Source organism: Bradyrhizobium erythrophlei (assembly GCF_900129425.1).
Taxonomy (GTDB): Bacteria; Pseudomonadota; Alphaproteobacteria; order Rhizobiales; family Xanthobacteraceae; genus Bradyrhizobium; species Bradyrhizobium erythrophlei_C.
This window is the reverse complement of record NZ_LT670817.1, coordinates 2,787,876-2,801,970: the sequence shown is the minus strand read 5'-3', so window position 1 is coordinate 2,801,970 and position 14,095 is coordinate 2,787,876. Positions and strand designations below refer to the sequence as shown.

General features: G+C 57.5%; 15 protein-coding genes. 7 read left to right on the top strand and 8 right to left on the bottom strand.

Annotation, left to right across the window (positions count from 1 at the left end; genetic code table 11):
• Window positions 1–69: 69 nt before the first annotated feature.
• Window positions 70–339: a high-potential iron-sulfur protein gene (locus B5527_RS12995; RefSeq protein WP_154072196.1), complete on the top strand. Its 270-nt coding sequence runs from the start codon at window positions 70–72 to the stop codon at window positions 337–339.
• A gap of 319 nt (window positions 340–658) precedes the next feature.
• Here the strand turns inward: B5527_RS12995 and B5527_RS12990 are convergent, their stop codons facing one another.
• Window positions 659–1,717, bottom strand: coding sequence for a medium chain dehydrogenase/reductase family protein (locus B5527_RS12990; protein ID WP_079601647.1), 1,059 nt, complete (start codon window positions 1,715–1,717; stop codon window positions 659–661).
• Between the two features lie 394 nt (window positions 1,718–2,111).
• Between B5527_RS12990 and B5527_RS12985 the strand changes: the two genes are divergently transcribed.
• Window positions 2,112–3,131, top strand: coding sequence for an adenylate/guanylate cyclase domain-containing protein (locus B5527_RS12985; RefSeq protein WP_245332596.1), 1,020 nt, complete (start codon window positions 2,112–2,114; stop codon window positions 3,129–3,131).
• Window positions 3,132–3,188: 57 nt separating this feature from the next.
• Here the strand turns inward: B5527_RS12985 and B5527_RS12980 are convergent, their stop codons facing one another.
• Both B5527_RS12980 and B5527_RS12975 read right to left on the bottom strand, forming a co-directional pair.
• Window positions 3,189–3,368: a hypothetical protein gene (locus B5527_RS12980; protein WP_154072195.1), complete on the bottom strand. Its 180-nt coding sequence runs from the start codon at window positions 3,366–3,368 to the stop codon at window positions 3,189–3,191.
• Window positions 3,369–3,842: 474 nt separating this feature from the next.
• Window positions 3,843–4,271: a CBS domain-containing protein gene (locus B5527_RS12975; RefSeq protein ID WP_079601644.1), complete on the bottom strand. Its 429-nt coding sequence runs from the start codon at window positions 4,269–4,271 to the stop codon at window positions 3,843–3,845.
• 795 nt (window positions 4,272–5,066) lie between these two features.
• Here B5527_RS12975 and B5527_RS12970 point away from each other — a divergent pair.
• Entirely contained in the window at window positions 5,067–5,630 is a 564-nt protein-coding gene (locus B5527_RS12970; RefSeq protein ID WP_079601643.1) for a hemerythrin domain-containing protein, read from the top strand.
• A 354-nt stretch (window positions 5,631–5,984) separates the two neighbouring features.
• Here B5527_RS12970 and tnpC read toward each other — a convergent pair whose 3' ends face one another.
• From tnpC to tnpA, 3 genes are all read right to left on the bottom strand, one after another.
• Window positions 5,985–7,508: an IS66 family transposase gene (gene tnpC / locus B5527_RS12965; protein ID WP_079607251.1), complete on the bottom strand. Its 1,524-nt coding sequence runs from the start codon at window positions 7,506–7,508 to the stop codon at window positions 5,985–5,987.
• 78 nt (window positions 7,509–7,586) lie between these two features.
• Window positions 7,587–7,943 carry an IS66 family insertion sequence element accessory protein TnpB gene (gene tnpB / locus B5527_RS12960; protein ID WP_079601642.1) on the bottom strand — a complete coding sequence of 119 codons (357 nt, stop codon included), beginning with the start codon at window positions 7,941–7,943 and terminating at the stop codon, window positions 7,587–7,589.
• Window positions 7,940–8,320 (bottom strand): IS66-like element accessory protein TnpA, encoded by a 381-nt coding sequence (gene tnpA / locus B5527_RS12955; protein ID WP_245332595.1) that lies wholly within the window; start codon window positions 8,318–8,320, stop codon window positions 7,940–7,942. Before tnpA ends, tnpB begins: the two co-directional genes overlap by 4 nt.
• A 255-nt stretch (window positions 8,321–8,575) precedes the next feature.
• Between tnpA and B5527_RS43775 the strand changes: the two genes are divergently transcribed.
• The 4 genes from B5527_RS43775 to B5527_RS12940 all read left to right on the top strand — a co-directional run bounded on the left by B5527_RS43775 (window position 8,576) and on the right by B5527_RS12940 (window position 10,747).
• Window positions 8,576–8,728, top strand: coding sequence for a hypothetical protein (locus tag B5527_RS43775; protein WP_154072194.1), 153 nt, complete (start codon window positions 8,576–8,578; stop codon window positions 8,726–8,728).
• A gap of 104 nt (window positions 8,729–8,832) precedes the next feature.
• The gene (locus B5527_RS12950; protein WP_079601640.1) at window positions 8,833–9,087 is read left to right on the top strand and encodes a hypothetical protein; all 255 of its coding nucleotides are present in this window, start codon (window positions 8,833–8,835) and stop codon (window positions 9,085–9,087) included.
• Between the two features lie 136 nt (window positions 9,088–9,223).
• Window positions 9,224–9,949, top strand: coding sequence for a sensor histidine kinase (locus B5527_RS12945; protein WP_079601639.1), 726 nt, complete (start codon window positions 9,224–9,226; stop codon window positions 9,947–9,949).
• 405 nt (window positions 9,950–10,354) lie between these two features.
• Complete coding sequence (locus B5527_RS12940) at window positions 10,355–10,747, top strand: hypothetical protein (RefSeq protein ID WP_079601638.1); 393 nt, start codon at window positions 10,355–10,357, stop codon at window positions 10,745–10,747.
• A 123-nt stretch (window positions 10,748–10,870) separates the two neighbouring features.
• Here the strand turns inward: B5527_RS12940 and B5527_RS45295 are convergent, their stop codons facing one another.
• Both B5527_RS45295 and B5527_RS12930 read right to left on the bottom strand, forming a co-directional pair.
• A complete protein-coding gene (locus B5527_RS45295; protein ID WP_172842550.1) occupies window positions 10,871–12,160 on the bottom strand; it encodes an ATP-binding domain-containing protein in 1,290 nt (429 codons plus the stop codon).
• Window positions 12,157–13,983, bottom strand: a complete 1,827-nt coding sequence (locus tag B5527_RS12930; protein ID WP_079601637.1) for an ATP-dependent nuclease — start codon at window positions 13,981–13,983, stop codon at window positions 12,157–12,159. The genes B5527_RS45295 and B5527_RS12930 overlap by 4 nt, the downstream gene beginning before the upstream one ends.
• Window positions 13,984–14,095 lie beyond the last annotated feature (112 nt).

Genomic DNA, 14,095 nt, shown 5'->3' with positions numbered 1-14,095 from the left:
CGGCGCCGCCGCGGGAAACGATTCACGATGACGCTATTTATTTAGCCTCTCACAGCAGGACGACGTATCATGACAGGGTCACAAGGAATTTCCCGGCGGCTGGTTTTGACTATTGCTGCCGGGGCATCGGTTACGAGCGCGGCAGTGGTCATCAGTACATCGACGCCCGCGCAGGCGGCCAAGGCGTCGCAGAAAATCGTAAAGTATCAGGACACCCCAAAGGGGGAGCAACGCTGCGAAAACTGCGTGCAGTTTGAAGCCCCGTCGGCCTGCAAAACCGTGGATGGAACTGTTGCCGCGCAAGGCTGGTGCATGGTCTATGCGAAGAAGCAGGCATAAAATCTAACACCGGTCGCGATCGGCTCCCCAGCACATTCTCAGGTCTCGAGTTGAGCCGTCGGATTGTCTGCCGCCCCGCTGCAACTTTGGACCATTGGGATGGTGGTCTGTGGTCTACGCAAAGTGCTCAAGTCTGAAACGGGTCAAACGCGTCAGTTTGACCGTGCGCCGGTCACTTCCGGTCTTCCACAACAAGCGACCTTCTTAGCGTTCGTCTGCATGTCTCAAACGTGCCAAAATCGGAAGTGGCTTTTATTGGCAGATTAATGTCGAGAGCCTCCCAAAACAGCGCAAGGCAGCCACTGGTCACACAGCTCGTTCAACCATCCTGAGAGGCGAGCCAGGGCAGCAGCACGACCTTACCGCCGAGCCCACCAGCGTCGATGCGGCCGTGGACATTTTTCGCGGCGGCCAGTGGTTGGCGATCGATTATCACAGGATGAATGGCGCCGTGGTGCAACAACTCGAACAAAGCGGCCATGTCAGCCTTAAACTCTTCAGGGTGAGACAAGCGACGATCGGTGATGCTGTACCAAAGTGCACGACGGCCGCGGAATAGAAAGTTCAACGCGCCCCAGAGCTTCAACCGCGCCAATCCTAGCCCCGCCGCGATTATACTTTCGCGCCCGATCGCCATGGTCTGGGAGCCATAGCCGATAAGGAGTCCCCCCGGCGCGAGGCAGGCAAAAGACCGGTCAAAATGAGATCCACCGATCGCGTCGAATGCCGCATCGACGCCGGCGCCGCCAACTCGTCCCGCCGTGAGTTCACGCACCGAAGCAACGAAGTCGCCAGCGCGATAGTCGATTGCGGTAGCACCAAACCGCTCAACTGCAGTGAGGTTCGCTGCTGAGCACGTACCGATTGCCTTGAGGCCAAAATGACAAGCGAGATCGAGCAGCGCCGTACCGACCGTGCCCGACGCGCCGACGACGAGGATCGTCTCGCCGGGAAATAAGCGACGATAGCGCGTGAGCATCTGGAAGGCTGTAAGGTAGGCGAGCGGGATGCAAACGGCCTCTGCCGCATCGACGCCATCTGGAACCGGTACAAGAAAACGCGCGGGCCGAATTGCATATTGCGCGTAACCGCCGACTACGCAGAGATCGGCAACGATTTGCCCCTCGCGCGGCGCGACAACACCGGAGCCAGCCTTCTCGACAACACCCACTAGCTCGTAGCCTGGAGTGAACGGCAGCGGTCCTTTGAAGTCCGGGTAGCGGCCACGCCGAATGAAGCTGTCAGTGAAACCGGTCCCGGCTGCGAGAACCTTGATCCGCACCTCGCCGGGGCCCGGATTGGGAATTGTTGACTCTTCCGCCAGCTCCAAGACCTCGGGGCCACCGAACCGGGATATGCGAACGTGTTGCCACGACATGATTTATCACGGATGTGCTGGTGCTTAACGCTACAGATGTAGACAGCACCCTGGCACATTCGAATCCCGCTAGCGAGATTAATCGGTTAGCCCGCGCTAACTTTGGATGCCCCGCCGTTGCTTTGGGCCTTTGTCTTCGCCGAGGTATTATCGATGTCGCTTATGGGTCAATCGCGTCGGTTTGACGATGTCCCCGTCACTTCCGCTTTGCCGCTCATAGCCGACCTTCGTCGCAAGGATCGGCACGTCCGAAACGTGCCAATAGCAGACCTGCGCCCGTACCGTTTGTGGACCTGGCTATGCATGCCCGCACAGGGTATCTGGAAGGGCGAACAGGGCGCGGGCCCGTTCCGCGCGCCTGCATCGCGATGGTGGAGGGGAGATGCGTCGTTCTATGGCACCTACGGTCGTTCTAGCCGTGGTCGGTTTGCTTGCGGGCTGCGCTTATCGTCACTTCGCCAACGATCCGGGCGAAGCCACTCTCGCAAACTACCTGCGCAGCAGCGTCCATGGGATGGGTCTGGCGCTCTCCGGCTGGGCGGTTCATCTCTACTTCACGTCAGGCAGCAGTGAATGGGTGAGACGATGGCCGCTCGTCGTCGAGCTTGTCGTGCAGTCTGTGATAATGGCGATCGTCGTTGCGACAGTCGCCATAGGTTTGGAGGCCGCCCTCTATGGTCATCGGATCGAGGTCGCGTGGCTCGTCGACCACTTCCCTCGCATCGTCGGCATCACCTTCGGGATGTCCGTTCTGCTGGGCGCGGCTTTCGAACTTTCGCGGCTAATCGGCAGCCGAGTCCTCCTCAACGTGATCCTCGGACGATATCGAAGGCCGACACGAGAAGAACGGGTGTTTTTGTTTCTTGATCTCGTCGGATCGACGTCGCTCGCCGAGTCGATGGGTGAGTTGCGCATGCACGACCTTCTCACTCGGTTCTTCTTCGATATTGACGAGGCGATCCTCGCGCATGGTGGCGAGGTGCATGCATATGTCGGGGACGAGGTAATCGTAACGTGGCGACTTGCGGCCAAGATGTCAGAACGACGTTACCTCGACTGCTTTTTCGCCATCCAAGATAGAATTGCGGAGAAAGCAGATTCATATAGGCGTGAGTTCGGCGTGGTGCCGCTGTTTCGCGCCGGACTGCATGCGGGTTCAGTGGTGATCAGCGAGTGCGGGGACTCGCGCCGACAGATCGCTTATTTCGGCGACACAATGAACGTCACAGCCCGGCTGCAAGAGCATTGCAAAGACGTCGGCCGCGCTCTGCTTGTATCTGCTGATCTTCTGCGCCTCGTGCGTCCTAACAGTGACCTTGTTGTCGAAGCGCTGGGACCAACGCAGTTGCGCGGGCGCGCCGCAGCGGTTGAAGTCTTCGCTGTCGAGCGCCGCCGCCGCTCGACCAATGCTTGAGCCAGGTTCGGGACGCACACAGCAACAATTGCTTGATCCTCGATGGGGAAACGTGATTCAGTACATCCCACTGCCGTTGACCAAATCATCAGCCTCGACCCAAGTTTGCTGCCCGCCGTCAAACCTCGCGGAGTGGCCAGAGGCGCTGCCGGTGCAGGTGATCTTTTGTATAACCAAAACGTGACCCGGATCACCTTCCACCGGAATCGCGTGCTGCTCAGGGGTTTTGCAGGTCATCCTACCGCCTACCTGAATCGCCTCTGCCGCCCTTGCTGCCGTTCCCAGAACGAGCGCAGCTCCAAGTGTCAGGGCGGTTATGGTGAGCATGCTTGTGCGAGATCGCATCTTAAATCTCCCTCAGTTGCAAAAAGCCTTCTTTAGCAGGCCTCTCGGCGGAGGGTTGTGCAACTTAGGCCGTCAATGCGGCGAACCGCCAACGCGCGCGCGATAGGTCAAAACGACGACGATGTCCGAAGCGGGTCAAAAACGGAAGTTGGGTCACGTCTGAGCTTAGTCCGTTCATCCCTCAACAACGAACATGCGGGCGCTGCGGCGTCATGTCCGTTTGGTGCCAACAACGGAAGTGCCCGCCTCAGTCGTTCACCTCGTCGGCCAGCGCAAACGGCACCGGCTGCGCGGTGATGTTCGGCGGTAATGCTTCCGAGCGCTGAGGTCGTTCGGGATCGTATTCAGCCGTCCACAATGGTCCGTTCACCGCCGGATGTAGTGTTCGAGCTGATCAATCAAGAACTTCTGATCACCGATTGTGCTTTTGACAAGATCGCCGATTGAAACAATGCCAATTAGCTTTTTTCCCTCAAACACCGGCAGATGGCGCACGCGCTTCTCAGTCATGAGGGCCATACATTGGTCAACGGATTGTTCAGGCCGTGCAATGACGAAGCGTCTTTCCATGATGTCCCGCACGGGCGTTGCGGGAGACGTTTTACCCTTGAGAACAACATTCCGCGCATAGTGCCTTTCGGTGATAATGCCAACGAACTCGTCGCCTTCCATCACTACCAACGATCCAATGTCTTTTTCAGCCATTTTCGCGACGGCTTCGAAGACCGTAGCATCCGGGTGAATAGACCAAGTGTTCCCGCCCTTCTGATCAAGCAGCTGTCGCACCGTAGTCATTTGGATCCTCCCTCGGACACAAGCCCCGGCAAGATTTTTGATAACAATCAATCAAATTTCCATCGCCGCAACTTCGTAATGAGCAGCGATTGTGACGCGTCCGCATCAGGGCAGCTTACGCCCACACAATGGAAACTGCTTATGCTGTTCGGCAGCTTCTCGCCAAGGCGCTTGGGCTGGCGATCTCCCCGCAGCTTCTTGCGCGAGAGCTACTCAGGGCTTCGCGACGGGATTGACGGGTGCGTTCGAAGCCATTCCAGTTGTTACGGGTGGCGAACTCATCATTTCAAGGCTTGTTTTCACAAGGCTCGTTCTCATCAGTGCCCACACCAAGATGATCGACGCGAACAGGCATATGATGGCGAAGAAACCAGTGTAGCCTGGACTTTGGCGGCTGCCTCCGGGCGCCTTTTCATAAGTGTGCATGATCCTCATCCATAAAGATGTTTGAGGGTCAACATTTCCGGAGCTTTCAGGTTCCAACAGCCGTTCCAGGCCCCATGTCGCAGATGGGTCAAAAGCGACGGTTCCGCGATGTTCGCGTTACTTCCGTTTTACACCCGAAAGCCGACCTTCATCGTAAGGATCGGCATGTCTCAAACGTGCCAAACTCGGAAGTCGTTAGGTTGGAGTAGCAACGCTTGTTCACGACGTCGGGGCTTTGCCGCAGTCTCATTTCGGCAGGTCCGAAAAGTCAAATCGCCGCACCATATTCCGACCCAGATTTTGATCTACCGCAAAAACTGACACCGCGTCAGGGATAATTTGGTCTGGTTCAACTGTAGGAGCGCTGCCATGATCATTGAGCGCTTATCCCAAGAGCACCGCAATATAGAGAAGCTGCTTGCCATCCTCGAGCGGGAACTTGTGGTTTTCGACCGGGGAGACCGCCCCGACTACGAGGTTATTCGCGCGGTTATCAGCTATTTCGAAGTCTACCCGGAAGTATATCACCATCCCCAGGAAGACCTGGTCTTTGCCAAGCTGAGAGAGCGCGATCCGGTTGCGGCTGCGAAGGTCGGTGATCTCGCTCGCGAACACCACAAAGGGGCTGAACGCTTGCGCCGCGTAGCTCACGCGGTCGAGTACGTGCTCGCGGATGGTGAAGTTCTTCGGCAAAATGTCTATACCATTGTTCGCGATTTCATCGCGCACGAGCGGCACCACATGATGATGGAAGATCGAGATTTTTTTCCTGCCGCGCTTGAGGCCCTCAAGCCTCAAGATTGGACGGAGATCGCTTCGGCCGTAACCGGTCATAAGGATCCGCTGTTCAGCGATGTCACCGAAGAGCGGTTCGATGCGCTACGCGCACATATTTTGCGGCTGGAGCAAGAGGCTGAAGCCGAACGAAAGTAGGCGCGCTTTGGCGAGTTACCGCCGATATTCGTGTTGACCTGGGTCAATCGGCCGCCAAATCAATGCTGCTGCGCGATGGCAGCATGTGCATGTTGACTTCCGCATCGGGTCAAACTCGGACCTCGAGCAGCGTCTGAGCTAGGTCAGTTCATCCCCTGATAGCGGACATGCAACGACTGCTTCGGCAGTCCCGTTCGGTGCCGCTTCGTTGTGGCCTCTATCGTCGTGTTTGGGTCGAAACCCGGGTCCGAGATGTCGACCGCCCCCACCTCACCTGCCAAGTGACGCCTTGGAAATTGTTGTGCGCGGCGATTCTAAGGAAGATCCGGCGCAACTTGTTCGTAAGCGCTGTTCTCACGCCACGGCTTTAAGGTCTGGCTGTCGGTAGGACCATGGCAACAGCTGATCGATGTCGCTGTTGGGATGACCGTTGACGATCCTGGTGAGGACGTCGGTGAGGTAAGCCAGCGGGTCGACGTCATTGAGTTTGCACGTCTCGATGAGCGAGGCGATAGTGGCCCAGTGCTGGGCACCGCCGTCCGACCCGGCGAACAACGCATTCTTTCGGTTGAGCGCGATCGGGCGGATTGATCGTTCGACGGTGTTGTTGTCGAGTTCGATGCGGCCGTTGTCGATGAAGCGTGTCAGGCCTTCCCAGCGAGACAGGGCGTAGCGGATGGCATTAGCAAGTTTGCTCTTCTGGCTGATCAGACCAAGCTTTGCGCGGAGCCAAGGCTCGAGCGCGTCGATCAGCGGACGGCTTCTCTGTTGCCGGGCTGTTCGACGCTCGTCAGCGTGACGACCGCGAATGTCTTTCTCGACGGCATAGAGCGCGGCAACGTGTTCGAGCGCTTCGCTGGCGATCGGCGACGGGCCGGGCGTTGCAAGCTCGTAGAAGCCACGCCGTACATGCGACCAGCAGAATGCAAGGCGGACGTCGCCGCGGTCGGCGAGTTTGCGGTAACCGGCATAGCCATCGACCTGCAGAATTCCCTTGAAGCCTTCAAGATGGGCGATGGGCCGTTCGGCTTTGCGGTCGGGTGCGTAGACATAAGCGACGCCCGGCGGATCGGACCCGCCCCATGGCCGATCATCGGCTGCGTAGGCCCAGAGCTGGCCGGTCTTGGTGCGGCCGCGGCCGGGGTCGAGCACCGGCGCCGTCGTTTCATCGGCGAACAGCCGTACCGCCCCCTTGAGCTTGGTCAGCAGGCGCTCATGCAGCGGCCGAAGGTGCCAGGCAGCACGACCGACCCAGTCCGCCAGCGTGGACCGGTCCAGGTTGATCCCGTGACGAGCGTAGATCTGGGCCTGTCGATAGAGCGGCAGATGGTCGGCATATTTGGAGACCAGGACCTGGGCGACGGTGGCCTCGGTCGGCAGCCCACCTTCGATGAGCCGTGCCGGCGCCGGCGCTTGTAAAACGCCGTCCTCGCATTTGCGGCAGGCATATTTGGGGCGCCGGGTGACAAGCACCCGGAACTGCGCCGGCACAATGTCCAGCCGCTCGCTCTTGTCCTCGCCGATCCGGTGCAGTTCACCCTGGCAGCAGGGACAGGTCTTGTCATCGATGCCGACGACGATCTCAATCCGCGGCAGATGCGCTGGCAGGGAGCCCCGGTTACTTCGGCGTCTTTCGGCCCGTGCCGTACGCTCGGCGGGCGTCATCTGGTCTGCCGCCGCCTCATCGCCTGCCACAGTCTGCTCGACGTCTTCGAGACCCAGCAGCATCTGGTCTTCGGGCAGCGTCTCCGCCCTGCGGCCAAACCGATGTCGCTGCATTTCCTTGATGATCTGACGCAGCCGCTCGTTCTGCATTCGCTCGGCGAGCAGCATCGCTTTCAGCGTCTCGGGATCGTCAGGCAAGACGTCGCTCGGCATGATCAAATCAGATCATATTTGGCGGCATTTTGCGACGATCTCGATGCGGCTGATTCACTTCGCCGCAGGTATAAAGCGTCAGCTCGGCTGCGTCGGCGTCACTGTCTCGCGCGCCTCATGAACGCGCCGCCAATCAAGCCCTTCCAGCAGCGCCGACAATTGTGCAGCCGACAACCTCATCACGCCGTCTTCAATTTTCGGCCAGCGGAAGATGCCGTCCTCCAGCCGCTTGGCGAACAGGCAAAGACCTGTGCCATCCCAGAAGATCAGCTTGATCCGGTCCGCACGCTTCGCCCGGAACACGTAGACCGCCCCCGAGAACGGGTCGGCCGTCATGGTCTCGCGCACCAGCGCTGCCAGTCCCTCGGCACCTTTGCGGAAGTCGACAGGCTTGGTCGCCACCATCACCCGGACCGCGCCCGTCGGGCCGATCATGCGCCGGCTTTCAACGCACGCAGCACCGCCATCAAGGTCTTTGCGTCCGCGCCGCGGCCGACCCGGACCGTCACGCCGTCGATCTCGACCTCGATCGTTCCGGCACTCGCCTCGACTTTGCCACGCGGCATCCTCCGTTGCTGAACAGGAGACGATCCCGCATCCACAAGTGCCGGCACGAACTGCAGCCCGTCAGCCTCAGAACGTCCAGCCTCAGATTCTCTCAATTGACGTCGCCAGCCAAACAACTGCTGCGGCGATAATCCATGGCGTCGAGCCACGGCACAGACCGAATCTCCGCTCGTCGCGATCTCGGCGACAATCCGCGCCTTGTCTTCATCGCGCCATGTCCGCCGCCGCCCGGCGCCGGTAAACACCTCCAGCCGGCGGACTGGCTCCGTGATAGCACTATGTTCAGTGTCCATTCTAAGCCCAACGGTCAAAACCAGACCGCAGACTCGCAGATCAGCACATCATCCGGAAGGTGAGAGCGGCACATCGCTTACACTTGTTCCAGCTAGGCGATGGAATCGCTAGTTGTGCACTACGTCACTCACGAAGACGATAACGCTTTGTAAAGATATTCGTGAACATTTTTGGCATCACGCCCTCCAATTGGCAGGAGCAATCAAATGACACGCACGAACGGTCAAGCACTGGAACGGAAGTTGGAGCAGACCCGCCGGCTCGCCCTGGAGCCCACCGATCCTCTCACGAGAGAGCGGCTGGCCCAATTGGTTGAAGAGTTGGAGTTTCAGTTACGGGACCAGCGCAAGGTTGCCTGATTGACGTGCCCAAACGTGCCCAAGCATTTAATGGTCCCTGACCGCTGCTTTAACTCAACTACTGCTATCGGAAGCGCTCGCGATCATCGAGCGAGAACAAGCCGGTGGTGCTCGCGCTCGCGCAGGCCTTGATCGATCATCCCGAGCGCACCCTCAACGCCGCCGAGATCGACGCGGTGATCTCGCAGACGTTGGCACGAGAGGCGCTGGCAGCCGAGCAAGCCCGCCGCGCCGTATGGCGGCGCACCCTCGAAAGCGCCACGAGCGCCCCCCCAATTGACGAGGTAAACCTACGATATTCGAGCCAAACCGGACGGCCAGTCAGGGGGCGTATGTCGCAGATTGACGCTCGGTCGTAGCCATCCAAGCGCAAGACCGACATTTAGGATTAATACAACAGGCATCTCCCCGAGGTCGTTCGCTGCTTCGACCGACTGAAAAAGCCAACCGCAAGAAATCAGCCTATGGTAAGGTGGAGGGAGGGAGGAGCCTCCCATGAGCATCAAAGCACCCCAAGCTGAACACGAGCCCGATTATCTAAAGGAATTGCTCGCTCAGGCTGGCGTCGACGCGCAGGCTTCCACCGTAGCCGCCACGCTCCAAGAGGTCGTCATCGCTGAACTTCATCACCGGGTGAAGAATACGCTGGCGATTGTCTCAGCAGTTACGTCTCAAAGTCTCAGGACGGCGAACAGCCTAGAAGAGGCCACCAAAACGATAGCAGATCGCCTTCAGGCGTTGGGAGTAGCGCAGGACCTTCTGGTTCGCGAGCGATGGACTGGCGCAGGGTGTCGGACCTTGATCGAAGGTGCCGTGAAGGCCTTCCAATCTAAAAGCCTTGATCAGTTTGAAATCGCCGGGGACAACATCGCGGTTTCTTCCGGCCCTGCTATTTCCCTCTCAATGGTAATTCACGAACTCTGCACGAACGCTGTGAAACACGGCGCGCTGTCCGCGCCCCACGGACGCGTTTCAATTTCGTGGGCTGTCTCCGAAGATCACCCGAAGCGATTTAAGCTGCACTGGAAAGAACACGATGGCCCTCCAGTCCAAGAACCTTCTCGAAAGAGCTTCGGTTCCCGGCTTATCGAGCAAGCGCTACCGGGGCAGCTACAGGGTGAAGCTCGACTTAGATTTGAGCCAGATGGTTTGAGTTGCGAGGTGAACATTCCGCTGAGTGTTATGCAGGAGCGGCCTCTGGCGCTTGGGGCGTCTGCTTGAACACGACTGTCGCCATGTTTCATGCGATGAATGTTCCGGAATTGACCCCCGCTACAAACGCAAACCAATCGCGAGCAAGTTCGTCAATCTTTTCAATGATTTTTGGGTCGGCGCTTGGTTCCCACCCAACTGCCCCGTTGGTGTTTCGGCTATGCCTCCTTTCGCGAAGGCACCGAGGCCACCCGATGGCGATGGCATCACAGGCCGACCGACGTCCCCTTGCCGCTCGCCTCATTCACCGAAAGTTCTGGTTTCTCGGTCTGTTCCTATGGGCCTGGGGGGTACTGGCCTGTTTCGACCCTCAGTGGCCTAATTTGATTTTCGCAGTGGCCTATTTTGCTTTGACGACTGATTTCGAGCTACAAAGCCGACTTGAACCGCCTAGAAGGATCAAAGATCTCAACGATGAAACGTTTAGGATTTGCAGTCGTAGGGCTCGCCCTATTGGGCATAGCTCGCGCCGCACCTCTTGCCGACGAAGAGGCCCAGTTCATATCGCAAGAGATCGGTTCTGCCACCGTATACGCGGACTGCCCGGACTACGAGATGGTGCCGAATGCCGCCGAAACAATAGGTGACCGGATGGGCGTGGGTGAAAACATCCGAGCGGCAGTTATGGCAGCATACGCGCAGACGCTCGATAACCAACCATTCAATCGAGCCTATCTGATACCCGAAGTAACCCGGCGGGTGAACATGGTTATGAGTGTCCTAGAACAAAGACGGCAACAGAACAATCTCTGTGGCCTTGGCCCGGCCTATACGAAGCGTGGCTGGCTCAGATTAAAAGGCGGCTAGAATGCCAGAGGCCACCTCAGTTGGCGGCCTCTTTCACTCCAAAAGCTCAAAAAACGCCTGAGGCTGGTAGGGCGCTGGGGCTGTCTCTTTCGACCGCAGCAAATCCGATCTTGTTCTGAACAGTTATATCGCAAGCGGCGCAGCGAACGGTGGCTGTTGCAGGACACTCGCGTTTTGAACAACGATTGTGCACCACCGCTTGGCTCGCGTAACAGCATTGTACAACAAGCGACGCTTTTGCTCGGCGTTACCGGCAACTGTATATGGCCATAATACAATGACGCCTTCGAACTCCCTGTTCTTAGCTTGATGTACGGTCATAGCCATTAGACGCGAGGAGTGCCCTCTAGAAAACCTTCGATACCTCGTGAAGCAAATTTTTAGCTGTTCGCGAACAAGCTCTGGTAGGAACGTTGTATCTCCTGTTAATTTGTGGCTGCGCGCAACCCAGTCCCGGCACATCAAAATAGCGGGGTGACTGCCGGGCGCGCTAAGCGTCTCGATTGTGGCATCAAAATTTCCGTTTTCAGGTAAGTTCAAATTGCCTGCTTGTTGCATGGCGAACTCGTCGTCAGACAATTCCCAGCGGATGCCATACGGACCATTTTGCTGCCGTCCGATTGGCCCTGCGCCGACACGCGTAACAATTCCCGTTGCAAAGCCTCCCGATTTTGACGGAGTGATTACGGCAATTTCGGTTCCTCCATTCCATGCGATTGCATTCGCGACGGTTGCCGCCGCTTGGTGATATGGAGGCGTACCGGGGGCTGCTCGGACAACAAGAGTATGAGCGGCCACGACTGCACGACCTGCGCGAATAGCATGCGCCGCCGCGATCAGGCCAGCTTGTGTCGTACGTCTTTGAATTTGCAAGTCAAGCGGCTGGCAGCGAGTTTGCATCCAAGCCACGGCAGGGTTCGGCCTTAGATGAGCAGCGAGGCACTGAAACTCATCCGCAGCCGCGTGCATTACAACAGCCGGCTCCAACGCTCGAATAATTCGTAGCCGTTCCGGCGTCAAATCTTGCGCTTCGTCGATAAGAACGTGCGGATAGGTTTGTGCCACCCATTTCCGGACACTTAGTTTTTCCATCAGCGCGCCCGCTGCATCGCAAGTTGCGTCGTATTGATCTTCGGCTAACTCCGGCAGGCCTTCAACGCGACGAAGAGAGCGCCAACGCGTACACAGTTCCCAAGCAAAGCGGTCTATCGTCATGCAGGAAAAGCGCCCGCGAAGGCCGGGTACTCTGCGCAGGCGATCATCTAGACGACGGCGTGAACCGTGCATGAAAGTCAAAGCTAAGACCTTTTGTCCGTCGGTTAAGGGAGCAGAAACGAGCGTGCTTTCTTCACGTCGCATCAATTGAAACGTTTTCCCCATACCGGCAGGCCCAGTAAACGCGATAAGGCTCATGGCGTAAATCGAAGAACGGTTGTGCGCGCCGTGGAAGAACTCAAGATGGTCCACCCTTGCGGAGCTTGTGGCTCCGAGGAGGCTAAGGCGAAACGTTGCAAAACTAAGCGCATACGTTTCAGGCACGTTGTTTCTTCGGCGAGGCTGGCAATGATAAGTTCATATGCCACGAAGTCGCCCTTCAGACCTGAAGCATTCGTTGCGGTTTTGAGCATTGCAACAAGCTCCGGGACGGTTGCAATTGTACGACCTAGGGTCCCCGCCAGGCGAGGCAGCACCGCAATGTTGGCTTCTGCGATCCAGCCGATTGTGTCTTCAATCTCCCAGCCTGCGGGCCATTGCAATATTAACGGCGGGGGTTCTGCGAGCGCCAATAGTGTGTTCGCGTAGCCTTCTCCCGCAGCGTCGCCGTCTACCAAGCAAATCACGTGCTGGTGAATGCTTCGTAACTCTTCGAACACGCCGACAACATTCGCATCTTGGGTCGGCACTACACCGATGTGCGACCCAAATTCACGTTGGGCGGCGGGTAAAGCGGTGGGCTCGTGACGACTCTCGTCAGAATTCACCATTAGACTCAATAAATCGAAGTCGATGCGGCCCTCCGGCACAAGAATGGTTTCGTGCATCAATGCAGTGATGGTGTCTTGCCTTCGAACGACAAAGAGCATCCGCTTCCAGTTGGGGGCGTCTAAGGGTAGCGTATCAGCCAACAATTTTGATGCGCGCATTGATCCGGCATTATTATGCACAATTGTTAGTGCTGTGGGATCGCAGGCTGCCGCGACCACTGGCGAATGAGTTACAATAATTGTTTGCGTCGACAGCGACCGAATGCGATGAATAAGTTTTCGTTGAAGAGGCGGGGGAATGTGAAGTTCTGGTTCTTCCATAGCCAGCATAAAGCTTACGTTTTGCTGCGCGCGCATTCTTCCGAAATGAAGCAGCAACAGGAGATGTTGAAGTGATATCAGGCCGCTGCCCTGTCTGCGCGCAGGAATTGGCTGAAACTCTTCAATTGAATAGTGCGGCATAACAGCATCAAGTACGCCGTCACTGTCGGTTGTCGTAAGCCTGAGTTTAAGCCCAACACTTCGTCCGAGCAGCGCTTTTAGCTCGGCTTCAACGTTTCCCACGATTTGGGTTAACCCAGCGTCCGCCTCCAGTGGATTAATGGGGTTCCGTAGGCGGTCTCGCTCCGCAAGAACAGCGGCAGCAGGTTGGCCGCCAATAGACGCGACTACGCGACGAAACAACTCGGAACCAAACGAAATGGTCCTGTCCCAAGTGCGGTTGGCTGGTACTAGAAAGAAACCAACGTCGCGGATCAATTGAGATGGCACCCGCCTAACGACATCGCCGTCGAACACGTCGCCCGCATCGTCGTCATCATAAAAATAGCGAAGGAGATCGACTGCGAGATCATCTCGATCAAACCGCGCCGCTACCCCAATCTGACAAGCGAGTTTGAACTGGGCGTTGGTTCGTAGCGCGTGAAGCGCCCCTGACGATGGGTCGAGCCATTTTGGAATAGCCCGATCTTCGCGAAACCAAGCTGCATGCAGGTCAGGATCGTCGCCAGCGAAATCGGTCAGCGTGGCGACAATTGAAATTCGGTCGGGGGCTGATGGATCACTGCCAAAGAAATCGTGTTCGGTTAGATCACGAACCAACCTATCCCGACCAAATAGTAAGGCGAGTGCCTCAATGATCGTGCTTTTTCCGCAATTGTTCGGTCCTATTAGGACATTGTGCGAGGTAAAGCGCAGTCGAGCATCGCGTATTCCTCGAAAGCCATGAACCCGAAGCTCTGCAATCTGCACGGTTGCCCCAATGACGTCTGGTTTTGCCCAAAGCTGAGACTCCGTAAATCTCAGCCCCAGCGTAAGATTGGGACTATTTCAGCAGCCACCACTAGTTGCAATCCTTTGAAGA